General features: G+C 65.3%; 20 protein-coding genes. 11 read left to right on the plus strand and 9 right to left on the minus strand.

The genetic code is table 11. The features are described from left to right. Positions 1–2: 2 nt before the first annotated feature. Both I6F21_RS32545 and I6F21_RS32550 read right to left on the minus strand, forming a co-directional pair. Positions 3–2402, minus strand: coding sequence for an EAL domain-containing protein (locus I6F21_RS32545; protein ID WP_109143169.1), 2400 nt, complete (start codon positions 2400–2402; stop codon positions 3–5). Positions 2403–2615: 213 nt separating this feature from the next. Further along, the gene (locus I6F21_RS32550) at positions 2616–3122 is read right to left on the minus strand and encodes a ferritin-like domain-containing protein (RefSeq protein ID WP_036015620.1); all 507 of its coding nucleotides are present in this window, start codon (positions 3120–3122) and stop codon (positions 2616–2618) included. A gap of 430 nt (positions 3123–3552) precedes the next feature. Between I6F21_RS32550 and I6F21_RS32555 the strand changes: the two genes are divergently transcribed. From I6F21_RS32555 to garD, 7 genes are all read left to right on the plus strand, one after another. After that, the gene (locus I6F21_RS32555; protein ID WP_225184031.1) at positions 3553–4635 is read left to right on the plus strand and encodes a YbhN family protein; all 1083 of its coding nucleotides are present in this window, start codon (positions 3553–3555) and stop codon (positions 4633–4635) included. 99 nt (positions 4636–4734) lie between these two features. Further along, positions 4735–6681, plus strand: coding sequence for a hypothetical protein (locus I6F21_RS32560; RefSeq protein WP_225142583.1), 1947 nt, complete (start codon positions 4735–4737; stop codon positions 6679–6681). 472 nt (positions 6682–7153) lie between these two features. Further along, entirely contained in the window at positions 7154–8059 is a 906-nt protein-coding gene (locus tag I6F21_RS32565; protein WP_036015611.1) for a LysR substrate-binding domain-containing protein, read from the plus strand. A 123-nt stretch (positions 8060–8182) separates the two neighbouring features. Further along, a complete protein-coding gene (kdgD, locus tag I6F21_RS32570; protein ID WP_036030198.1) occupies positions 8183–9127 on the plus strand; it encodes a 5-dehydro-4-deoxyglucarate dehydratase in 945 nt (314 codons plus the stop codon). A 24-nt stretch (positions 9128–9151) separates the two neighbouring features. Continuing rightward, on the plus strand, positions 9152–10495 hold the full coding sequence (gudD, locus tag I6F21_RS32575; protein WP_225184032.1) for a glucarate dehydratase: 1344 nt from the start codon (positions 9152–9154) through the stop codon (positions 10493–10495). A 23-nt stretch (positions 10496–10518) separates the two neighbouring features. Continuing rightward, positions 10519–11967 carry an aldehyde dehydrogenase family protein gene (locus I6F21_RS32580; RefSeq protein WP_128264448.1) on the plus strand — a complete coding sequence of 483 codons (1449 nt, stop codon included), beginning with the start codon at positions 10519–10521 and terminating at the stop codon, positions 11965–11967. Between the two features lie 144 nt (positions 11968–12111). After that, positions 12112–13653 carry a galactarate dehydratase gene (gene garD, locus I6F21_RS32585; protein ID WP_225148302.1) on the plus strand — a complete coding sequence of 514 codons (1542 nt, stop codon included), beginning with the start codon at positions 12112–12114 and terminating at the stop codon, positions 13651–13653. A 60-nt stretch (positions 13654–13713) separates the two neighbouring features. Here the strand turns inward: garD and I6F21_RS32590 are convergent, their stop codons facing one another. Together I6F21_RS32590 and I6F21_RS32595 are read right to left on the minus strand one after the other, a co-directional pair. Beyond that, on the minus strand, positions 13714–14454 hold the full coding sequence (locus tag I6F21_RS32590) for a hypothetical protein (protein ID WP_225114191.1): 741 nt from the start codon (positions 14452–14454) through the stop codon (positions 13714–13716). A 3-nt stretch (positions 14455–14457) separates the two neighbouring features. Continuing rightward, positions 14458–15345 (minus strand): MipA/OmpV family protein, encoded by an 888-nt coding sequence (locus tag I6F21_RS32595; RefSeq protein WP_225114190.1) that lies wholly within the window; start codon positions 15343–15345, stop codon positions 14458–14460. Between the two features lie 356 nt (positions 15346–15701). Here I6F21_RS32595 and I6F21_RS32600 point away from each other — a divergent pair, with 356 nt between their 5' ends. The 3 genes from I6F21_RS32600 to I6F21_RS32610 all read left to right on the plus strand — a co-directional run bounded on the left by I6F21_RS32600 (position 15702) and on the right by I6F21_RS32610 (position 18205). Beyond that, on the plus strand, positions 15702–16382 hold the full coding sequence (locus I6F21_RS32600; RefSeq protein ID WP_036015597.1) for a response regulator transcription factor: 681 nt from the start codon (positions 15702–15704) through the stop codon (positions 16380–16382). Continuing rightward, positions 16379–17743, plus strand: coding sequence for a HAMP domain-containing sensor histidine kinase (locus I6F21_RS32605; RefSeq protein WP_036030218.1), 1365 nt, complete (start codon positions 16379–16381; stop codon positions 17741–17743). Before I6F21_RS32600 ends, I6F21_RS32605 begins: the two co-directional genes overlap by 4 nt. A gap of 192 nt (positions 17744–17935) precedes the next feature. After that, positions 17936–18205 (plus strand): hypothetical protein, encoded by a 270-nt coding sequence (locus I6F21_RS32610; RefSeq protein WP_036030219.1) that lies wholly within the window; start codon positions 17936–17938, stop codon positions 18203–18205. 57 nt (positions 18206–18262) lie between these two features. Here the strand turns inward: I6F21_RS32610 and I6F21_RS32615 are convergent, their stop codons facing one another. From I6F21_RS32615 to I6F21_RS32625, 3 genes are all read right to left on the minus strand, one after another. Next, entirely contained in the window at positions 18263–18616 is a 354-nt protein-coding gene (locus I6F21_RS32615; RefSeq protein WP_036015590.1) for a hypothetical protein, read from the minus strand. Between the two features lie 257 nt (positions 18617–18873). Continuing rightward, entirely contained in the window at positions 18874–19467 is a 594-nt protein-coding gene (locus I6F21_RS32620; protein WP_036015584.1) for a DUF2147 domain-containing protein, read from the minus strand. Between the two features lie 173 nt (positions 19468–19640). After that, a complete protein-coding gene (locus I6F21_RS32625; RefSeq protein ID WP_036015581.1) occupies positions 19641–20669 on the minus strand; it encodes an NAD(P)/FAD-dependent oxidoreductase in 1029 nt (342 codons plus the stop codon). 182 nt (positions 20670–20851) lie between these two features. Here I6F21_RS32625 and I6F21_RS32630 point away from each other — a divergent pair, with 182 nt between their 5' ends. Further along, a complete protein-coding gene (locus tag I6F21_RS32630) occupies positions 20852–21319 on the plus strand; it encodes a thioesterase family protein (protein ID WP_036015579.1) in 468 nt (155 codons plus the stop codon). 129 nt (positions 21320–21448) lie between these two features. On the opposite strand, the gene I6F21_RS32635 is transcribed toward I6F21_RS32630, so the two are convergent. Together I6F21_RS32635 and I6F21_RS32640 are read right to left on the minus strand one after the other, a co-directional pair. Next, on the minus strand, positions 21449–21769 hold the full coding sequence (locus tag I6F21_RS32635; protein WP_008143731.1) for a 2Fe-2S iron-sulfur cluster-binding protein: 321 nt from the start codon (positions 21767–21769) through the stop codon (positions 21449–21451). 165 nt (positions 21770–21934) lie between these two features. Next, positions 21935–22309 (minus strand): Hpt domain-containing protein, encoded by a 375-nt coding sequence (locus I6F21_RS32640; protein WP_085969292.1) that lies wholly within the window; start codon positions 22307–22309, stop codon positions 21935–21937.

A 22309-nucleotide genomic window follows, 5' to 3' on the forward strand; every position in this document is an offset into this window, starting at 1 on the left:
TCTCAAGCCGACGCGCGCAGCCGCGGCCGTTCCAACATGATCGCGACATCCGAGGCGGGCCGCGGCTTGCTGAACAGATAGCCTTGCGCCTGGGTGCAGCCCTCGCGCCGGAGCAGCTCGAGCTGCGCGTCGTTCTCGACGCCCTCTGCCGTGGTGACGATGCCGAGGCTGCGGCCGAGGCCGGTCACGGCGCGAATGATCGCCATGGAATCCTCGCGCGTCGCCAGCTCCGACACGAAGGAGCGGTCGATCTTGATCTTGTCGAACGGGAAGCTGCGCAGATAACTCAGCGACGAATAGCCGGTGCCGAAATCGTCGAGCGAGATCCGCACGCCCATGGCACGCAGCTCGTGCAAGGTCGTCAGCGTCGCCTCGCTGTTCTGGAGCAGGACGGATTCGGTGATCTCGAGCTCGAGACGGCGCGCACCGAGTCCCGATATGGCCAACGCCTCTGTCACCGCCGCGATCAGGTTCGGGCTCTTGAACTGCACCGGCGACAAATTGACGGCGACGTCGACATCGTCGGGCCAGGTGGCCGCGTCGGCACAGGCGGAGCGCAGCACGAACTCACCAAGCTGAACGATGAGCCCGGTCTCCTCGGCCAGCGGGATGAAGCTGATCGGCGCGATCAGCCCGCGTTGCGGATGGTTCCAGCGCAGCAGCGCCTCGAAGGCGACGACGCGACCGCTGGCGACCTCGCGGATCGGCTGGTAATAGACCTCAAACTCGTCGCGTTGCAGCGCCGCGCGCAGATCCATTTCCAGAAGGCGCCGCGCCTGCGCACGCGCATCCATGCCGGTCTCGAAGAAGCGGTAGGTGCCGCGGCCATCCGCCTTGGCGCGGTAGAGCGCAAGGTCCGCGTTCTTGAGCAGCTCGTCCGGATTGCTGCCGTCCTGCGGCGACAGCGAGATGCCGATCGAGACGCCGATCACGATCTGATGGTCGTCGATCTGGTAAGGCGCCGAGATCACCTCGACGAGGCGTCCGGCAAGCGATCGCGCGGCGATCTCCTCGGAGCGTCCGATCTGGACCACCGCGAACTCGTCGCCGCCGAGCCGCGCCACGGTGTCCTGTTCGCCGACGGTGGCCTCGAGCCGGCGGCCGACTTCCTTGAGCAGCGCATCGCCGATGGGATGGCCGAGCGAGTCGTTGATGTCCTTGAAGTGATCGAGATCGAGGCAAAGCACAGCGAGCTGGTCGCCCGACTTGGTCTGGCGCAGCCCCTGCTCGAGCTGTTCGTGGAACAGCACCCGGTTCGGCAGGCTGGTCAGCGCGTCATGTCGCGCCATGTGCGAGATCTTGGCCTGCGCCTCCAGCCATTCGGTGATGTCCTCGAAGGTCGCGACCCAGCCGCCGCCCTGCATCGGCTGGTTGACGACCCGGATGGAGCGGCCGAACCGGTTGACGACGTCGGTCGTGGTGCGGCCCTCGCGCGCGTCGGCGACGAGGCGGGCGAAGAATTCATCGGCGTCGCCCTGCCATTGGCCCTTGGCCTGCTCTTCCCTGAGCACGTCGACCAGCAAGCGGCCGGCGAGCGGCACGTCGGTTCGACGGAGCATCGCGGCATAGCGCTCGTTGAACAGGATGATCTTGCCTTCCGCGTCGAACATGCACAGCCCCTGCGACATGTTCTCCAGCGCGCTGTCGAGCACGATCTGCTGGCGGCCCAGTTCGCCCTTGGCGCGGCGGTCGAGCAGCGCGGCCACGAGCGCAATCGCGATGATCGCGACGGCGGCGCCGGCAGTCAGGAACGAAAGCGAGGCCGGCGGGACCGAGAGCCCGCTGATCGCGATCGTCGGGTCCGGCGTCAGCAGCACCGCGCCCATCGCGGTGAAATGATGGGCAACGATCGCGAGCGTCAACAGAGCAGTCGCGCTCAGCGCATGCCGAATGCCGTCACCTCGCGCGGCGACGAACAGCGCGAGCGCTGCGAAGACGATTCCGAACAGCACCGAGGCGGCAACCGTGCTCCCGATCCAATCCAGCCGTGCCGGCATCTCCAGCGCCGCCATGCCGGTGTAATGCATCGCCGCGACACCCAGGCCGACGATGGCGCCGCCGACGACGATCCACACCGGGCGCGAGGACGCCACGGCGATGCTCAGGCCCACGAAGGTCAAGGAGATCGCAAGCATCAGCGACAGAATTGTCACCGGGATGTTGTAGGCGCCGGCGCTTCCCGGGCCGTAGGCCAGCATCGCGATGAAATGCGTCGCCCAGATGCCGCATCCGCTCACGGCCGCATCCAGGGCGATCCAGGCCAGGCGCCCGGCTCCGTGCGTCGCGCGTGCGCGCTGAAACAGGCTGATCGCCGCGGCGCTGGCGAGCAGGCACACCGCGCCCCCAAGGGCCACCAGTCGCCAGTCATGCTCGTCGGTGAGACAGTAGAGAACTTGATACATTGCCGGCCCCTATCGACCCGCACTTGAGCCGACAGTGGTGGACGATCGGTAACCGGCTACAAACCTGCTCCGGAAGTGGTGAATGGAAGATGAGCGAGTTCGCTCACATTGCTGATCCTCGCGACGGCGCACCGAAGCAGCACCACGGCAGCGGGAAGCGAACAAGCACAAGCGCCGCGCGGACCGTCGCGCGGCGCTCGTAGTTTCCTCTACTCAGCTCGCCGCGCGCAGATTCACCTTGCTCTCGGCGAGTGTCGTCAGCTTCTGGTCGGTCGCCTTCTCCTCCTCGAGCGTCTTGGCGAGCACCGCCGCACAATCGTTGCGGCCGAGCTGCTTGGCCCAGGCGATCAGGCTGCCGTAGCGGACGATCTCGTAATGCTCCGCGGCCTGCGCCGCATTGATCAGGGCCGCGTCGAGCACCGCCTTGTCGGCGACTTCGCCGGCGGTCTCGTCGGCTTCCTCGATGATGCCATCGATCGCCGGGCAGTCGACCGCCTTCACGGGGACGCCGTGCATCTTGAAGACCTCCTCGAGCCGCGCAACGTGCTGCTTGGTTTCCTCGAGGTGCGTCAAAAAGCCCTGTTTCAGCTGCGGATCAGTGGCCTTGGTCGCCATCTTCGGCAGCGCCTTGGTGAGCTGCTGCTCGGCGTAATAGATGTCCTGGAGCTGATGTACGAACAGGTCGTTCATGGTCTTGATGTCTTTTGTGAACAGTCCCATCGTTCCGATCCTCTCGGGTCTTGGGAACACGGAGGCGCCGGCTTGCACGAAAAAGCCGCGTATTCCGCCATGTTCGATTGCTGATGGAGGCTAACGACCACGCGGCATCGACGTTCCAAAAACGCCGATACGGCTCTGCGTTGGAACAATGCGGACGGCGCCGGGATCTGAGATCGTATCGGCACGGTGAGCGCGCGGATGGAGCCTGGTTTCGCGACTCATATGCTTAACGCGCCGCCGATATGAACCGCGTATGACAAAGTTGCCCGCCGAACGCAGAACCTATTGTTGTCAAGGGCTGCACAAGCCGCTGATTTTGCCTTAAATGAGCTGGATCATGCCTAGCGATCGATGCCTGCCTTTTGGCCGTGATCGCACCCGACCGGCCAATGTCTGGCCCGGTCGGTCTTGCCCCCCGCCGGGAGGATGAATGCACGGACTGCTGCCCGCGTTGAAACGCGGCTTCAATAGATGGATCGGCTGGCGACGGCTCGGCGTCGCCGCGAGCATCTTCATCATCGCGTTTGCGATCACCACGCTGGTGCGGACGCTCAAGGGCATCGATACCGGGGTCATCCTGACCGCGTTGACGGAGATTCCCCGCGGCAACATCGGGCTGGCGGCGATCTGCGTCTTCTTCGCGTTCTGTACGCTGACCTTCTACGACTATTTTGCGCTGCGAACGATCGGCAAGAAGCACGTGCCCTATCGCATCGCGGCGCTGTCCAGCTTCACGTCCTATTCGATCGGGCACAACATCGGCGCCACGGTCTTCACCGGCGGCGCGATCCGTTTCCGGATCTATTCGGACTACGGACTGAACGCGATCGACGTCGCGAAGATCTGCTTCCTGTCCGGCCTGACCTTCTGGCTCGGTAACATCTTCGTGCTCTCGATCGGCATGGCCATCCATCCGGACGCGGCCTCCTCGATGGATCAGCTGCCCTCCTCGCTCAACCGGTTGATCGCTCTCGGCGGTCTCGCATCGATCGGCGCGTATCTGGTCTGGCTCTGCATGGGCGAGAAGCGCCGTGAGCTCGGCCAGAAGGGCTGGAAGGTGGTGCTGCCCTCGGCGCCGCTGACCTTGGTGCAGATCCTGATCGGCGTCGTTGATCTCGGCTTCTGCGCCACGGCAATGTACCTCTTGATGCCGGTCAACCCGCCGATCGACTTCATGTCGCTCGCGGTCGTGTTCATCCTGGCGACCCTGATCGGCTTTGCCAGCCACGCGCCGGGCTCGATCGGCGTGTTCGATGCCGCCATGCTCGTGGCGCTGCCCCAGTTCGGCCGCGAGGAGCTTCTGGCCACGCTGCTGGTGTTCCGTATTCTCTATTTCGTGATCCCGTTCGGCCTTGCCATCTCCATCATGGGCACGCGCGAGCTTTGGACGAATGTGGTCGCGCCGTGGCAGGAGCGGCGGCGGCTGGCGGAAGCCTGCGCGCAGGCCAACCTGCCCAAGGAGGTGACGCCGATGGAGCGCGAACGGCTGCTACGGCGGGCCAGCAAGCGCTGAGCCGCCGACGCCACCTCCGCAATCGTCGGGCAAGGGTTGCAGGCCGCGGCACAATCCTCTCTTATTTCCGCCTCAACTTTGCCGTTGAAGACGCGGGCCATGATTTCCGTATTCCTTCGCACCCTCTCGGCCGGCGCCGTGTTGCTTGCCGGCATCCTTGCTTTGCCCGAGCGCGCCGCCGCGCAGGACGCCGGCACCATGCAGATCAGCTGGGAGGTGCGTAACCGCTTCCGGCTCTTCCGCGAGGAGCGCGACTTCCTGCTCCATGTCGAGAACGAGCGCAACCGCAGCATTCTAGCCGCCGAACAGTCCCTCGAGCTCCAGAGCGAGGGCCGCGGCTGGGCCCGCAACATGGTCAACCGGCTCTGCATCGACCTGCAGGGCCGGGTCAACCAGCCCTGCACCCGCGACAACGTCAAAGAGAACTACATCACGCCGATCGACCATCCCGTGACGGTGCGCCTGACCGGCGCGGTGCCGGTCGGCGCCACCTGCGCCTGGTCGTTCGATGACGGCGACGGGCCGCAGAGCTCGACCTTCGACTGCGCCGAGCCGATCAATTTGCGCGTCCGCTACGGCAAGCCGACGGTTGCGACCGTCGATGTCTCGGCCGGCTCCGATCCGACCCAGCGGGTCCAGACCGAGATTCAGGTCCGCGACATCTTCATCGCAGGTCTCGGCGACAGCATCGCCTCCGGCGAAGGCAATCCGGACCGGCCGCTGGCGCTGTCGGACGAAGGATTCTGCTTCCGCTCCTATCTCGGCACCGCCGGCGCGCAGTACTACCGGCCGAGCCGCCACGGCTTCAAGGGCGGCCGCGCCTGCGAGGCGCCGGATACGCTCGCCAACTGGCAGCGCTACAGCGCGCTCTGGTTCAATGCGCCGTGCCATCGATCGCTCTACAGCTATCAGGCGCGCACCGCGCTGGCGCTCGCGGTGCGCTACACCCACATCGCCGTGACCTTCCTGCCGCTCGCCTGCACCGGCGCGAGCATCGGCGACGGGCTGCTCGGCTCGCAGCGCGCTCGCGAATGCCCGCCCGGCAAGACCGGCGTCTGCAACACCAGCGTGAACGCGCAAGTCGCCGAGCTGCGGGAAGCCGTCACCGCGGCGAAGAAGCGCCAGCCCGATCGCACGCTCGATCTCGTGCTGCTCTCGGTCGGCGCCAACGACGTCTATTTCTCCGGTCTCGTTGCCGACGTCATCGTCGAAACCGCGACCGAGCGCGCGCTGTTCCGCCGCTCCGGCGTATTGGCGAGCGTCGACGATTCCCGCGATGCGCTCCAGCGCGAGCTGCCGCAGAATTTCGTCAAGCTGCGCGAGGCGCTGAAACCGCTGGTCGGCGGCGACCTCTCGCACGTGGTCTATGTCTCCTATGCCAATCCTGCGCTCGCCGACGGCGGCGCGCCCTGCCGCGGCGGCCGGGCCGGCTTCGACATCCACCCGTCCTTCAATGCCGATCCGCAGCGCCTTTCCCGCGTCTCCGCCTTCGTCGACAGCGAATTCCTGCCGCAGCTGAAGGGGCTCGCCACCTGCACCCGCGGTGCGCTGTGCCGCGATCCCGAAGCCGACCGCATGACCTTCGTCGATGCGCACCAGGCCGCGTTCGCCGAGCACGGCTTCTGCGCCCGTTCCGGCAACGATCCCGAATTCGACCGCAGCTGCTTTGCCGCGAACGGCCAGAGCTTCGATCCCGACATCGTCAGCGCGGCGAGCCAGCCGATGCTGTGCGGCCGCGGCGCCTCGGAGTACCGCGCCTACCTGCCCCGCGCGCGCTGGATCCGCGACGCCAATGACAGCTATTTCGCCGCGATGACCTATCCGCAGGGCCTGCCGGCGGCGAGCCAGCCGACCGACATCCACGATGCGGCCTGGGGCGTGCTCTCCGCCGTCTATGGCGGCGCGGTGCATCCGAGCGCCGAGGGCCATGCCGCGATGGCCGACGCGGCGCTGCCGGCGGCGAGCGCCGTGCTCGGACTCGACGCCGTGCCGCCGAACGTGACGCGCGGACTATTGCCGCAGCTGCTGCCCAGCGCGCAGCAATAGCGTGCTGTCTCCACACACTCACTGTCATCGCCCGGCTTGACCGGGCGATCCAGTACTCCGTGACAGCAGTGATTGAATCGAGACGCCGCTGCGTACTGGATTCCCCGCCTTCGCGGGGAATGACAGCGGTGGTTTGATAGGGTCTCCCAACACCGATCATCCCCCACTTCGCCGTTCCATCGATCCAAAAACAGCATCGATCGATACTGCCTTGAACTTGGACACTTCGCCGCGCGCACCTCTAGGACTCGTGTCGGGCAAACGGCCGAGGCCTAAGAGTGACGCGTGATGAGCGCAGTGGCGTCCGCAGCGGACGTGAGGCGGTCTCGCGTCAGCCTGTTCCTCCTGAGGGCTCCCATGGGAGCTTGACCAGGCAACTCAACGGCGGCCCACAAGGCCGCCGTCTTTGTTTTGGGGGTGATCGATGCTAGAAGTGCCGGGGAAACGCCTTATTCATCTAAGGCATGTATCGATGTTCGACCTCAACCAGCTCCGCTGTTTCGTCACGGTGGCGGAGGAATTGCACTTCGGCCGCGCCGCCGTGCGGCTCAACATGACGCAGCCGCCGCTGTCCCGGCAGATCCAGGTGCTCGAGCACATCATCGACGCGCCGCTCTTGGAGCGCACCAGCCGCTCGGTGCGCCTCACCCCGGCCGGGCGCAGCTTCCTGCCGGAGGCGCGACGCATCCTCAAGCTTGCCGAAAGCGCTTCGCAGGTGGCCCGCCGCATCGCGCTCGGCAAGACCGGCTCGCTGAAGGTCGGCTTCACCGCGGCCGCGGCCTATGGATTCCTGCCCGAACTCATCGCCGCCTGCCGCGCCAAGCTGCCGGAGGTCGATTTCTCTCTGAAGGAGATGGTATCGGGCGATCAGTTCGAGGCTCTGACTTCTGGCCAGATCGATGCCGGCCTGCTGCGGCCGCCGATCGCGCGGCCCGAGCTTGCCAGCCGCCGCGTCGTCGCCGAGCCGCTGCTCGCGGCGATCCCGAAGAAGCATCCGCTGGCGAATGCCGACGGCATCACCATCAAGGATTTCGACGACCAGCCCTTCGTGATGTACTCGCCCTATGAGAGCCGCTACTTCCACGATCTCCTGGTGGCGCTGTTCACCCGCGCCGACGTGCTGCCGCGCTACGTCCAGCATCTCAGCCAGATCCACTCGATCCTCGCGATGGTGCGCGCCGGCCTCGGCCTCGCCATCGTACCGGCGGCAGCGGCGAGCCTGAAGATCTCCGACGTCCGCCTGCGTCCGCTGAAGCTGCGCACGCGCGTTCCGGTCGAGCTGTTCATGGTGTGGCGGCGCGAGGACGAGAACCCGCTGCTGTCGGCGCTCGTCAAGATCGCCGGCGAATTGTCCTCCGCGGAGGTGGCGGAGGATTGATGCTCAATCCGCATCGGTCGATATAGGCTTTGGCTTGGACGCGCATCGAACGGTCTCCTAAACCACGGCGCATGGACGTGCGGCCTCTGCTTGCGTCCTCCGCAACACGAGAAGGGAGCGCCCATGAGCAAGATGACCCCGCAGGAAATGGCCCAGAAGATCGGATCGGGCCTCCTGTCCTTCCCCGTCACGCCGTTCAGGGCGGACTACTCCTTCGACGAGGCGACCTATCGCGCCAACATGGACTGGCTGTGCGGTTATGACGTCGCAGGCCTGTTCGCCGCGGGCGGCACCGGCGAGTTCTTCTCGCTGACGCCATCAGAAGTTCCGCAGGTCGTGAAGGTCGCCGTCGACGAGACCAAGGGCCGCGTGCCCGTGCTCGCCGGCACCGGCTACGGCACCGCGATCGCCCGCGAGATCGCGATCGGTGCGGAAAAGGCCGGCGCCGACGGCCTCCTGCTGCTGCCGCCCTATCTCACCCATTCCGAGCAGGAAGGCCTTGCCGCCCACGTCGAGGCGGTCTGCGCCGCCGTGAAGATCGGCGTCATCGTCTATAACCGTGACAACGCGATCCTGCAGCCCGACACGCTCGCGCGCCTTGCCGAGCGCTGCCCCAACCTCGTCGGCTACAAGGACGGCATCGGCGACATCGAGCTGATGACCCGCGTCTACACCAAGCTCGGCGATCGTCTCACCTATGTCGGCGGCCTGCCGACCGCCGAGACCTTCGCGCTGCCCTATCTCGACATGGGCGTGACGACCTATTCCTCGGCCGTGTTCAACTTCGTGCCGGAATTCGCCACCAACTTCTACGCCGCGGTGCGCAAGCGCGACCACGCCACGATCCAGGCCGGCCTGAAGGATTTCATCCTGCCGCTGATCGCGATCCGCAATCGCAAGAAGGGTTACGCGGTCTCGATCATCAAGGCCGGCATGAAGGTGATCGGCCGGGATTCCGGCCCGGTCCGTCCGCCGCTGACTGATCTCACCGAGCAGGAGATGGCGGAGCTGACCGCACTGGTGCAGAAGCTGCCCGCCGCACGATCGTCACAACAGGCTGCAGAATAGTAAGACGACACGGAGGAGCCTGCGATGGCCCAGACTGAGATTTCCGGCGCACCTGTTATCACGGCGATGCAGGTGATCCCGGTCGCGGGCCGCGACAGCATGCTCCTCAACCTCAGCGGCGCGCATGCGCCGTTCTTCACCCGCAACATCGTCATCCTCACCGACAATGCCGGCCACACCGGCGTCGGCGAGGTGCCGGGCGGGCAGAAGATCTGGCAGACGCTCCAGGACGCGCGCGACCTCGTGATCGGAAAGACGGTCGGCGCGATGAACAACATCCTCGCCGATATCCGTACCGCCTTCGCCGACCGCGACGTCGGCGGACGCGGCAAGCAGACCTTTGATCTTCGCGTGATGATCCATGCGGTCACCGCGATCGAATCCGCGCTGCTCGACCTGCTCGGCCAGCATCTCGGACTGCCCGTCGCAGCACTGCTTGGCGAAGGCCAGCAGCGCACCAGCGTCGAGACGCTCGGCTATCTCTTTTTCGTTGGCGACCGCCGTAAGTCGAAGCTCGACTACGTGACTGGCGAGACCGGCAAGCCCGACTGGTTCAACCTCCGCCACCAGGAGGCGATGACGCCAGAGGCCGTGGTGCGGCTTGCGGAGGCGACCCACGACCATTACGGCTTCGCCGACTTCAAGCTCAAGGGCGGCGTGCTCCGCGGCGAGCAGGAGATCGAGGCGGTTACCGCAATCGCAAAACGCTTCCCCAGCGCGCGCGTCACGCTGGACCCCAACGGCGCCTGGTCGCTCGATGAGGCGATCAGCCTCTGCAAGGGCATGCATGGCATCCTCGCTTATGCCGAGGACCCCTGCGGCGCCGAGGCCGGCTTCTCCGGCCGCGAGATCATGGCCGAGTTCCGCCGCGCCACCGGCCTGCCGACCGCCACCAACATGATCGCCACGGACTGGCGGCAGCTCTCCCATGCGCTGCGGCTCGGGGCCGTGGACATCCCTTTGGCCGATCCCCATTTCTGGACCATGCAAGGCTCGGTGCGCGTGGCCCAGACCTGCCGTGACAACGGCCTGACCTGGGGCTCGCACTCCAACAACCATTTCGACATTTCGCTTGCCATGTTCACCCATGTCGGCGCCGCCGCCCCCGGCAAGGTCACCGCGATCGACACCCACTGGATCTGGCAGGACGGTCAGGCGCTGACGAAGGAGCCGCTCCAGATCAAGGGTGGCAAGATCGCCGTCCCGGACCGCCCGGGCCTCGGCATCGAGATCGACCGCCCCGCCATCGAGGCCGCGCACGAGCTCTACAAGAAGCATGGACTTGGGGGGCGGGATGACGCTATGGCCATGCAGGACTTGATCCCCGGCTGGACGTTTGACGACAAGCGTCCCTGCCTCGTGCGTTAGAAACGTTCCCCTGGAGGAAAAAGATGACAGCGATCCTGAAGAACTTCATCGGCGGCGAATGGGTCGACGGCTCCGGCGTCACCAGGAACATCAATCCCTCCAACACCAATGATCTCGTCGGCGAATATGCCAAGGCCGACAAGGCGCAGACCGAGAAGGCGATCGCCGCCGCGAAGGCCGCCTTCCCCGCCTGGGCGCAGTCGACCCCGCAGGCGCGCTACGACGCGCTCAACAAGATCTCGACTGAAATCCTCGCCCGTAAGGAAGAGCTCGGCCGCCTGCTCGCGCGCGAGGAAGGCAAGACCCTCCCCGAAGGCATCGGCGAGGTCGCCCGCGCCGGCCAGATCTTCGCGTTCTTCGCCGGCGAAGCGCTGCGCCTGATCGGCGAGAAGGGCGCCTCGGTGCGTCCCGGCCTCGACGTCGAGCTCACCCGTGAGCCGGTCGGCGTCGTCGGCATGATCACGCCCTGGAATTTCCCGATCGCAATCCCCGCCTGGAAGATCGCGCCGGCGCTCTGCTACGGCAACACCGTGGTGTTCAAGCCGGCCGAGCTGGTGCCTGGGTCTGGACATGCGCTCGCCGAGATCATCACCCGATCCGGGATTCCCGCCGGCGTGTTCAACCTCGTCGTCGGCTCCGGCTCGGTCGTCGGCCAGACCCTGCTCGAGCATCCGGACGTCGCCGCGATCTCCTTCACCGGCTCGGTGCAGACGGGACGCAAGATCGCGCAGGCCTGCGTGCTCTCAAACCCCATGAAGAAGTTCCAGCTCGAGATGGGCGGCAAGAACCCGCTGGTCGTGCTCGACGACGCCGACCTCAAGACTGCCGTCGAGGTCGCCGTCAACGGCGCTTATTTCTCGACCGGCCAGCGCTGCACCGCCTCGTCCCGCCTGATCGTCACCGAGGGTATCCACGACCGCTTCGTCGCCGCCATGGCCGAGCGCCTGAACAGCCTGTCCGTGGACGATGCGCTCAAGGCCGGCGTGCATATCGGCCCGGTGGTCGATCAGAACCAGCTCGATCAGGACCTGCGCTACATCAAGATCGGCCAGGACGAGGGTGCCAAGCTCGCCTTCGGCGGCGAGCTGCTGAAGCGCGAAAACCCCGGCCACTATCTCCAGCCGGCGCTGTTCACCGAAGCCAACAACAACATGCGCATCGCGCGTGAGGAGATTTTTGGCCCGGTCGCCGCCGTCATTCGTGCGAAGAATTACGAAGAGGCGCTCGCCATCTCCAACGATACCGAGTTCGGCCTCGCCTCCGGCATCTGCACCACCAGCCTGAAATACGCCTCGCACTATAAGCGCAACAGCGAGTCCGGCATGGTGATGGTCAATCTGCCGACCGCCGGCGTCGACTATCACGTGCCGTTCGGCGGCCGCAAGGGCTCGAGCTACGGCGCCCGTGAGCAGGGCTCCTACGCGCGCGAGTTCTACACCACGGTGAAGACGGCTTACACCAATCCGGGCTGAGATATCGTTGAGATTGTAGGGTGGGTTAGCGCAGCGTAACCCACCTCTTCTGCTTTCCGCAGATACAGACATTGGCGGGTTACGCCGAGTGATTGCGCTCCGCGCAATCACGGGGCTAACCCACCCTACACTTCGGAGTCCTCGATGGACCAGGACGTCGCAGCGAAAGAGCAGCCCCGCTACATCAAACTCAACGAGCGCGACAATGTCGCGATCGTGGTCAATGATTTCGGGCTCCCCGCCGGCGCGCGCTTTGCCAGCGGCCTGACGTTGCGCGCCTTCGTGCCGCAGGGACACAAGACCGCGCTGGTCGACATCGCGGAAGGCGAACCGATCGTCCGCTATGGCGAGATCATCGGCTACGCGCTGTCGCCGATCCTGGCCGGCGAATGGGTGGACGAGGCGCGCATCCGCATGCCGGAGGCCCCTGCCCTCGACAAGCTCGAAATCTCGACCGCCGTCCCCGCACCGCTGCCGCCGCTCGAAGGCTTCACCTTCGAGGGCTACCGCAATCCGGATGGTTCGGTCGGCACCAAGAACATCCTCGGCATCTCCTCCTCCGTGCAATGCGTCAAGGGCACGATGGAATATGCGGTGAAGCGCATCCGCGCCGAGCTGCTGCCGAAATATCCGAACGTGGATGACGTCGTGCCGCTGACGCACGCCTATGGCTGCGGCGTCGCCATCACCGCGCCCGACGCGGTGGTGCCGATCCGCACCCTGCAGAACCTCGCGCTCAACCCGAATTTCGGCGGCGAGATCCTCGTTGTCGGCCTCGGCTGCGAGAAGCTCGCGCCCGAACGCCTGGTGCCGGAAGGCGTCGGTGACGCCATCGTGCGAATGCAGGACGAGGCTTTCGACGGCTTCGGCGCCATCGTTGAGGCGATCATGATCCAGGCCGAGGCGCGGCTGAAGGTGCTCAACACGCGCAAGCGCGAGACCTGCCCGGCATCTGATCTTGTCATCGGGCTGCAATGCGGCGGCAGCGATGCCTTCTCTGGCGTCACTGCCAATCCCGCCGTCGGCTTCGCCGCGGACCTCCTGGTGCGCGCCGGCGCGACCGTGATGTTCTCGGAAGTGACTGAAGTGCGCGACGCGATCCAGCTGCTCACCCGCCGCGCCATCAACGAGGACGTCGGCCGCGCGCTGGTGCGCGAGATGGCCTGGTACGATTCCTATCTCGCCCGCGGCGGCGCCGACCGCAGCGCCAACACCACGCCCGGCAACAAGAAGGGCGGCCTTGCCAACATCGTGGAGAAATCGCTCGGCTCGATCGTCAAGTCCGGCTCGAGCGCGATCACCGGCGTGCTCTCGCCCGGCGAGAAGGCGACGCAGAAGGGCATGCTGTTCGCCGCGACGCCGGCCTCCGACTTCATCTGCGGCACGCTGCAGCTCGCCTCGGGCATGACGTTGCAAGTTTTCACCACCGGCCGTGGCACGCCCTATGGCCTTGCGGCAGCACCGGTGATCAAGGTCGCGACGCGCAGCGAGCTCGCGCGGCGCTGGAAAGACCTGATCGACTTCGACGCCGGCAAGATCGCAACCGGCGAGAAGACCATCGAGGAGACCGGCTGGGACCTGTTCCGCCTGATCCTCGACGTCGCCAGCGGCCGAACCAAACCCTGGTCGGACCGCTGGGGCATCCACAACGACCTCACGCTGTTCAATCCCGCGCCGGTGACCTAAAGCGTTTCCGAGCGAAGTGGGTCCCGGTTCGCGTCAAGAAAACGCGTCAAAACAGAACCGTCACTGTCCCTCGATCAAGTGCATGTCGCCCAGCGTGAGCGGCAGGCTTCGGACGATGAGGTTCGCGATCGCCGCACGCAGCCGTTCGCTCGAACCCGCGTCCTCGAACGTCGCTTCGATCGGTCCGCTCGGGCCGGCGATCCGTACCGTTCCAGTGTTGTCGAGCGGCGCGGCCGCCCTCTTCTCGATCACGTCGAACGACTTGCCCTCGATGATGCGAACCTCGTACAAGGCGTGGATCAGTCCGTAATCCGCAAGCAGCGTCCGATATTCGGCGAACCCGACGCCCTCGACGTTGCGGCCGTTTCCAAGCTTCGATCTCGCCCGGGTGATGACGATATATGCGTCCAGTCCCTGCGGCGTGACATCGCTGCGAACCAGCTCCTTGAACGGGTCGCTCCGCAGCAGATTGACCGGCGCGACCGCCGAATCCCTGATTGCGGCGAAGGCCGCGCGCCGGTAGCTCACCGGCTGCACATGAAACCGTCCGCTCAGCAGCTTCGTCGCCTGCTGGACGATCAGCTCGTCCAGCCCCCATGCGCCGATCGAGGCGGTCTGCGCGGCGTTGTCGAGCCCGGTCAGGCCGGCTCGCGTCAGGCTGATCTCCTCGCCGATCGCCGAGATGATGCCGACGGTCTTGATCGCCTGGAGCCGGCTGGCACGCGTCTCGAACGCCGCGGCAGCGCCGAGCGCGACGCTAGCGATCGCGCAAGCGAGAGTTAGGATGATCTTACCGCGCATGGTCTATCGGATCCTGAAATCGAATGAATAGGACGCACCGAGACCGACGGTGGTCTGGTTCGAGGATCCCCGCAGCTTCACCAGCGGGCTGTCCGCGACATCGCCGAGCAGCTTCTGGTACTCGACATAGGCGTGGACCTCCCACTGCGGGTTGATGCGGTAGGAGATCTGGCTGCCGAAACCGACCGAGTGCGCACCGCCTCTGGCATCGTATCTTGGAAGCCCCGATGCCAGCGCCTGCACGGCATCGACGCCGAAATACGGCGCAGTGGCATTGGTGCTCTTCCAGGTGAAGCGCGGGCCGGCCGAGATCGTCAGCCTTTGAATCAGCGGCACGATGACGTCGGCAGATACATCCGCGACGGTGCCGGTATGGCCGCCCATGCCCTGGCGCAACTCGCTGCGCAGGCGCAGCCAGTCGACCGGATAATACTCCACGAAGCCGCCGAGCTCATAGGCGGCGTCGACATTGCCAAGGCCGGTCAGCTCGGCATATTTGTCGGCCTTCCTTGAGGCGACGTATTTGAACGCGGGGCCGGCGCGAAAATGGCCGATGTCGAGCAGCGCGATGCTGGTGCTGTCGCGCGGTCCGCGAAACTGGTCGACTGATCCGGCGCGGCGGATGGAGAAGATCGGGACCGGAGCAAACCTTCCGTTGTTCGATCCGACGAACTCGGGCTTGTATTCGCCGCCGATGCCGACCATGACGGTCCAGTTGCCCGACGGCGAGGGCAGCATCGGCAGCTCCAATGGCGGCGCTGGCAGCGTGAAGGCGGTCTGCGCCGAGACTGATGGCGCAGTCGCCATGATCGCACCGAGTGCGGCGAGACAGGCGGTCGTCCGCCGCACAATCGCCGTGAGGCGGAGAGCGGCTTCTTCGAAATCATTCATTGCGGGGCCCCGGACCGGCCTTTGCAGGCCGAGTCGACTGTTGTGGTTAGGAGCCACAGCATCTGGTCCGGCAAAATTGCCCCAAGATTGCAAGGTGCGATCGGATGCTCCCCAGGGCCATGTCCGCCGCTGGCAGGCACGCCCGCCGGATCAACATTGCCCCCACATTGCACCGCCGCGATCACGCCCTCAATAACGTGACGAGCCATACCCGCGAACTCACTCGGTCCTGCCTTTTATTCGCCAAGCTCGCCGCCTTTATGGGAACCCTCGCGCACGAGCCGAAGCGCCAGAATTCGGCCAGGGAGCGTCACGGTCAGGGTTTTGTTGCCCCAGCAGAGTCAAGGACGACCCGCGTGCGCTCCCTCGTGATCGAAGACGAACCACAGATCGGCGCCTATGTCAGCCGGCTGCTCGGGCAATTGCACGGCATCGTCGACCTCGTCGGCTCGATCGCCGATGCCCGCCAGGCACTGAACAATTTCAAGTATGATCTGGCGATCGTCGACCGGATGCTACCCGACGGAGATGCGCTCCAGGTGGTCACGGCGCTGAGCCAATCGGCGGAGCGGCCCGCAATCATCATGCTGACGTCCAAGGACGCCAAGGAGGATGTCGTCGAAGGGCTCAATGGCGGGGCCGACGATTATCTCGGCAAGCCGTTCGAGCCGCAGGAGCTGCTTGCGCGCGTGCGCGCGGTGCTGCGCCGGCCTCGGCTGCTGGCCCCATCGGTGCTGTCGCTCGGCAACGTCGAGTTGCACCTCGGCAGCAACGAGGCGGTAGTCGCCGACACCAGGATCCTGCTGCGCCGGCGCGAGGCGCTGATCCTGGGGGCGCTGCTGATGCGGCGCGACCGCGTCATCACCCGCGCCGCCCTGATCGAGGAGATCTACGGCTTCGACGACGAGATCGAGTCCAACACGCTCGAGGCGCAGGTCTCGCGCTTGCGCAAGAAACTGGCCGAACTCGGCGGCGACGTCGAGATCCGCAGCATGCGGGGCATCGGCTACATCCTGCGGCTGGCAACGCCGCGATGAAGTCAATCGCCCGAACCTTTGCGTTCTCGCTCGGTATCGCCGCCACCACGATCTTCCTGATCATGCTTGGCCTCTTCATATGGCGTTACCCGACGGAGGAGCGCGAGTTCAGGGCGTGCCAGGTCGTAGCGGCCGTTCTCGATCGCGCGACGGTGATCGAAGGGCAAAGACTGATAATACGCTCGACTCCTGCGCTCGAGGAATTGAAGCTGGACAGCCCAAACCTCTGGTACGTGGTGTCCGCGGGCGACCTGCTCAGCGAGTACGGCAGCGAACACCGGCCTCCCCTTCCCTTCGTGCTGCCCTACCACGGGCCCATCGGCTCGTCCGTTTTCAGCACGCTCGACCAGAAGAGCACCTTCTGTCTTTCCGCCGTACAACGGGGCCCGTTGCGGCTCGCGATGATGGTCGGCGAGCCTCAGGTTCGCTTTGGCCGGATTGCAAGGACTTTTCTCCTCCGCAGGGTCTTTTCGATCGCCTTGGTGGCGCTGGCCTTTGCCGCGACCGTCGCCATCGGTTCAGCGCTTGCCGCACGTTTCGTCTCTCGTAGCATCGAGCGGGTGGCGCGTCGCGCGCTCGCGATCGACCCCTCGGCGCCGCAAGGTTTGATATCGCTGTCCGAGGTCCCTCGCGAGTTGAAGCCGCTGGTCGAGGCGCTGAACCGCGCTTTCGGCGAGATCGACGCCTATATCAGGATGCAGCGCCGCTTCCTCGGCAATGCCGCCCATCAGCTTCGCACGCCGCTGACGCTGCTGCGCGCCAAGATCGAGGACGTGCCCGAGCCGGCCCTGAAGGCCGAGCTGGTGCGCGACGTCCGCCGGCTGACCTCGCTGGTCTCCGCGATGCTGGACCTGGCGCGATTGCAAAATCATGCGATCGAGAAGCGGCCGATCGATCTTGCCCAGATCACGCTGGACGTGCTGGCCGATTTCAGCCCGTCGGCGCTGGACGCCGGCATCGAGCTTGCGCTCGAGCACGAGGGAAGAGGTCCCTTCGTGGTGCAGGGCGTAGACGCTGCGATCCGAAGTGCACTTGCCAATCTCGTCGGCAACGCGCTCATCCACGCCCATGGCGCGCGGCGCATCGTCGCCACGATCGGCTGCGATGGCGTGGCTATTCACGATGATGGCGCGGGCCTGCCCGACGGCGCCGAACACAGGCTGACCGAGCCGTTTCAGACCGGCAACGCCGCAGGTGCAGGCGCCGGTCTCGGCCTGTCGATCGTCCGCGAGATCATGGCGGCGCATGGCGGGGAGCTGGTCGTCGCTTCCGCGCCCGGCTACGGTACGACGATGCGCCTGCGCTTTGCCGCGGCCGCCGCGCCGGCGAGATCTGCGCAGTTCGATCTGCAAGAGCATTGAGCGGGCGCATCGGCGCTTTTCGCGAAACCGTCCGGAAACATTGGCGCGGAAAACGTCTTCCGCGTTTCGTCCCTTCGCATCACGCAATCAATATCTGCGCCGAAGACAACGGGAATGTTCGCGCGCGGGCGAACCTGTTCTGCCATCGCGGCGACCAAACCTCCGATTGACATCTTCCACGGAGATTTTCCAATGCGTGTTCTCTCGATGATTGCCGTTGCCGGCGCCATGATTGCGAGCTCGGCCGCCGCGTTCGCCAGCGAGCTTCCCTCCTACGAAGTGACGTCGTTTCCGATCACGACAACGCAAGTGCAGGTGCTCGGCGGCGCCGGCGTCCAGGAGCAGTCTGCGAGCCCCGCGATGATCGTCGCCGGCATGCCGGCCTCGCCCGTGCAGGTCGCCGTGCTGTCGCCGCGGATCAAGCAGCTCGCGAGCGCGGGTTCGAACAACCAGGCGCGCTAAGCTTGGCGTTGTCGTTCCGGCTCGGCGCTCCGCGCCGGCCGGAATGGCCACGCGCCTCTACGTCATGCTGCCCGGCATGAAGCAGCGCACGCGCGGATGGCCGTCGATATAGTGCTTCCACACCATGGTGCGGCCGATCTTGTTCGGGACGGTGATCACGGCGCCGTCAGGCACCACGACCCACTCGTCGTCGATGCGCACGCGGTAGCGACCGCGATCGGACTCCCAATCGACGTCGGCGATGACGTAGCCGTCGGCATCCGAGCAGCATAGCCCGAACTCGCTACGCAGACTCTCGAACCAGGGTTTCAGGGGCGAGTTGGCGAAGCGGCCGTCGTCGCGCGCCAGCGCCGCATGCGTCAGAACCGCCAGCCCCAGCAGCACGGCGGCACACTGTCTTGCACGTTTCATGTGGTCTCCGCGGTCGAAGTGATCACCGCGGGGCAAACGCTGCCGTCCGCCTTCCGCATGGTGCGCGGCAGGCGTGGAGACGGCGACTCGCTCCCCCAGCAGCTTTGCCGACAGCTATGCAAATCCAGCGCCAGCGCGCATTCCGGGGAACTACTGGAGGGCGCCCGAGGCACGTTCGCCCTTCGGCGAAGGTGGCCGCACAGGCTGGAGACCCTGCGCTAGGGCCATTGAGACCGCGCAGCGCGCGGCTTGCGCCCTTACTGCTTTGCCGGCGCCATCATCGCGCCGCCCTTCTTCGCCGCGGGCGCCGGTTGCTTGGCGGCTGCAGCCTGCGCGGGCAAGTATTTTGCGACGATGGCCGGATCGACCTGCGCGATGTTGGCATCGGGCAGGCGCGTCCAGGTCTCGTCCTTGCCGAGCAGCGCGATGCCGAGATAGCCGCGCAACGTCAGGGTCTGACCGTCGGGGCTGACCCGCATGTTGGCCTTCCAGATCTGGCCGTCGCGCGGATTGAGCACGTTGCCGCCCTCGTACTTCAATCCTTCGCGCTTCATGTCGCGGACGAAGGAGATGCCGAGCACCCGAGCGTTCTTGCGATCGTCGGTGCACTTGGAGCAGACCTCATTCGGGTCGTCGGTTGGCCGCGGGAAGGTCTTGGCGATCACACCTTCGAAGACGCCGTTGCGATCTACGAAGAGGAACCATCCGACCGTCCTGCCGTCTTCGACCTTCTGCCAAAGGCCCGCCGCAGTGGGCTCGGCGGTCTGCGCCGCGCACGGCGTCACGATCGCGAGCGACAATGCGAGCGCCAGGAAGGAGGGCAGCCGAAAGCTGGAAACGAGAGTCCGCATTATGATCACCTTGCTGAGCCAATCACCTTTGCTGAGCCAAGACTTCGCAGAGCCAAACTGTGCTAAGCCAAAAACCTGGCCAAGCCTATGACCGGAATGGCCGCAGACTACGGCGATTTCACGAACGGTTCCAGCACCAGAAACATGGGGCATCGCCGCCCCGAACGCTTCCGTCAGTTGACACCGAGCTTCTTTTGCAGGCTGGAGGACGAGGTCGTGTACTGGAACACGAGCCGCTTCTCCGGATAGACATAGCGATGGGCTTTTTGCGACATCAGCGCGCCCTCGTGGAAGCCGCACAGGATCAACTTGATCTTGCCGGGATAGGTGTTGATGTCGCCGATCGCGAAGATGCCCGGCACATTGGTCTCGAACGCGGACGTCTCGACAGGCACCAGATTGTTCTCCAGCGCGATGCCCCAATTCGCGACCGGGCCGAGCTTCATGGTCAGCCCGAAGAACGGCAGCATGGTGTCGCAAGCGATTTCGGTGACGCTGTTGTCGTTGCCCTTGACGGTGGCGCCGGTGAGCTTTCCGTCAGCGCCGGAGAGCGCGGTGACCTGGCCGAGCCGCAGATCCATCTTGCCGCCGGCAACCAGCGCGCGCATCTGCTCGACACTATGGGGCGCGGCGCGAAACTCGTCGCGCCGATGCAGCAGCGTGATGCGCTTCGCAATCGGATGCAGATTGAGCGTCCAGTCGAGCGCGGAATCGCCGCCGCCGACGATCAGCACGCTCTTGTCGCGGAACGTCTCCATCTTGCGCACGGCGTAATGCACCGAGGTGCCTTCATAGGCCTCGATACCGGGCACAGGCGGGCGCTTGGGCTGGAACGAGCCGCCGCCGGCCGCGATCACCACCACCTTGCATTCGAACACCTTGCCGGCATCCGTGGTGCAGCGAAACAAGGGATCGCCGATCTTCTCCACGGTCTCGACCATCTCGCCGAGATGGAAGGTCGGATGAAACGGCTTGATCTGCTCCATCAGCGCGTCGGTCAGCCCCTGCCCCGAAACCTGGGGAATGCCGGGAATGTCGTAAATCGGCTTTTCCGGATAGAGCTCGGCACACTGGCCGCCGACCTTGTCGAGGATGTCGACGAAATGCGCCTTCATGTCGAGAAGGCCGAGCTCGAAGGCGGCGAACAGACCACACGGCCCGGCCCCAATAATCAGCACATCGGTTTTGATCACGTCGCTCATGTCGTCTCTTTATCGATCGTTATCGGTTGGACGGCGCCCGTTGGGCAGAGGTGACCCTGCCTGTCTAGCCAACGGGGATGGAACAGGAAAGGCATAAAAGCGGGATCGCCCCGCAGCCGCGCCCACTTGCCGGGCCAAAATAACTGGGCTGTAACGAGGATGGATATGACGGAGATCAATCGGTGAACGCGCCAGCCCGCCTCGACACGACCCCGCGCCTTGAGGACTTTCCGTTTCGCCTCAGCGACAACGTCCGGTTCGGCGACCTAGACCCGAACCAGCACGTCAACAACGCGGTCTATGCCACATATTTCGAGACCGGCCGTGTCACGCTGATGAAGCTTCCCGAATACGGGCTGACCCCGCCGGGGCTCGCCTGGATCATGGCGCGGCTCGACATGCATTTTCGCGCCGAGCTGCACTGGCCCGGCTCGATCGAGCTCGGCCTCGGCGTGGTCAAGCTCGGGCGAACGTCGGTGACATTCGAGCAGGTCGTGTTCTCGAACGGCACGTGCATTGCGTCGGCGACGTCGGTCGGCGTCCTGCTCGACGAGGCGACGCGCCGACCGGCGCCGCTGACCGCAGAGGTGATCGAGAAGCTCAGACCCTGGCACAAGCGCGGCATCGAGGTCGCGCCGCCGAGCATTTAGAGCATGATCGGAAAAGTGTGTAGCGGTTTTCCGAAAAGATCATGCTCAAACAATAACCTAAAGCGCGATGACGATTCATCCTAATCGCATCGCGCTTTAGTCGACTTGGACAGTCTGCTTGGAGACGGATCAGGCCTGGCGCTCGGGCGTCGCCACGACGAGGCCGTCGAGCTCGTCGGAGACCTTGATCTGGCAAGACAGGCGCGAATTCGGGCGCACGTCGAAGCCGAAGTCGAGCATGTCCTCTTCCATCGGCGTCGGGCTGCCGACCTTCTCGCGCCAGGCTTCGTCGACATAGACATGGCAGGTTGCGCAGGCGCAGGCGCCGCCGCATTCGGCCTCGATGCCGGGAATGCTGTTGCGGATCGCAGCTTCCATCACGGTTGCGCCGTTCTCGATTTCCACCGTGCGGGTTTCGCCCTTGTGGTCGACAAAGTGAATCTTGGCCATGTGTGCTCGTGCTGCCGCGGTGCTTTGAATGAAGGAGGGTCCCGGCTGTCCTATAACGGGTCGGTCAGCCCGGCGCCATAGCGTTTTGAAGCCAAATGATTCCCGCTTTGCGGGAAGAAAACGCGTCAAAACAAGCGACTAGAGCCCGGCTCCGGACTTATCGGCTCAACGCTTCAGCATCGCTGCGATGGCAGCGCGGGCCTCGGCCACCGCCTCTTTCAGCGCGGCGAAGGCGTGGGGCCGGCCATGGCCGGTCCGGATCGCAGTCTCCAGGCTGGCAGCGGCATCAGCGACCGCAAAAGCGCCGATCCCGCGCGCCGAACCCTTGAGCTTGTGCGCAAGCGTGCCGGTCTCGGCCGGCAATGCGGTCATCGCCGCGAGCAGACGGGCCGCCTGCTCCGCGAACATGGCCAGCACTTCCTGCTCCAGCTCAGCGTCGCCGAGCGTCATTCGAGAGAGGTGATCGAGGTCGAGCGGGCTGTCGATGGGCGCAAGCGGGGGCGAAGGCATCCAGTCCATCCCTTGCAGTTCAGGCGTCAT

The sequence above is a fragment of the Bradyrhizobium sp. NBAIM03 genome, from assembly GCF_020194055.1.
Classification (GTDB): domain Bacteria; phylum Pseudomonadota; class Alphaproteobacteria; order Rhizobiales; family Xanthobacteraceae; genus Bradyrhizobium; species Bradyrhizobium yuanmingense.

Bases quoted from the DNA above. Each gene is read 5' to 3' on its own strand.
- I6F21_RS32610 (WP_036030219.1), top strand. From the start codon at position 17,936: ATGCGTGTTCTCTCGATGATTGCCGTTGCCGGCGCCATGATTGCGAGC.
- I6F21_RS32595 (WP_225114190.1), bottom strand. From the start codon at position 15,345: ATGAATGATTTCGAAGAAGCCGCTCTCCGCCTCACGGCGATTGTGCGG.
- I6F21_RS32615 (WP_036015590.1), bottom strand. From the start codon at position 18,616: ATGAAACGTGCAAGACAGTGTGCCGCCGTGCTGCTGGGGCTGGCGGTT.
- I6F21_RS32590 (WP_225114191.1), bottom strand. From the start codon at position 14,454: ATGCGCGGTAAGATCATCCTAACTCTCGCTTGCGCGATCGCTAGCGTC.
- I6F21_RS32560 (WP_225142583.1), top strand. From the start codon at position 4,735: ATGATTTCCGTATTCCTTCGCACCCTCTCGGCCGGCGCCGTGTTGCTT.
- I6F21_RS32640 (WP_085969292.1), bottom strand. From the start codon at position 22,309: ATGACGCCTGAACTGCAAGGGATGGACTGGATGCCTTCGCCCCCGCTT.
- I6F21_RS32555 (WP_225184031.1), top strand. From the start codon at position 3,553: ATGCACGGACTGCTGCCCGCGTTGAAACGCGGCTTCAATAGATGGATC.
- I6F21_RS32545 (WP_109143169.1), bottom strand. From the start codon at position 2,402: ATGTATCAAGTTCTCTACTGTCTCACCGACGAGCATGACTGGCGACTG.
- I6F21_RS32635 (WP_008143731.1), bottom strand. From the start codon at position 21,769: ATGGCCAAGATTCACTTTGTCGACCACAAGGGCGAAACCCGCACGGTG.
- garD (WP_225148302.1), top strand. From the start codon at position 12,112: ATGGACCAGGACGTCGCAGCGAAAGAGCAGCCCCGCTACATCAAACTC.
- gudD (WP_225184032.1), top strand. From the start codon at position 9,152: ATGGCCCAGACTGAGATTTCCGGCGCACCTGTTATCACGGCGATGCAG.
- I6F21_RS32550 (WP_036015620.1), bottom strand. From the start codon at position 3,122: ATGGGACTGTTCACAAAAGACATCAAGACCATGAACGACCTGTTCGTA.
- I6F21_RS32605 (WP_036030218.1), top strand. From the start codon at position 16,379: ATGAAGTCAATCGCCCGAACCTTTGCGTTCTCGCTCGGTATCGCCGCC.
- I6F21_RS32580 (WP_128264448.1), top strand. From the start codon at position 10,519: ATGACAGCGATCCTGAAGAACTTCATCGGCGGCGAATGGGTCGACGGC.
- I6F21_RS32625 (WP_036015581.1), bottom strand. From the start codon at position 20,669: ATGAGCGACGTGATCAAAACCGATGTGCTGATTATTGGGGCCGGGCCG.
- kdgD (WP_036030198.1), top strand. From the start codon at position 8,183: ATGAGCAAGATGACCCCGCAGGAAATGGCCCAGAAGATCGGATCGGGC.
- I6F21_RS32565 (WP_036015611.1), top strand. From the start codon at position 7,154: ATGTTCGACCTCAACCAGCTCCGCTGTTTCGTCACGGTGGCGGAGGAA.
- I6F21_RS32620 (WP_036015584.1), bottom strand. From the start codon at position 19,467: ATGCGGACTCTCGTTTCCAGCTTTCGGCTGCCCTCCTTCCTGGCGCTC.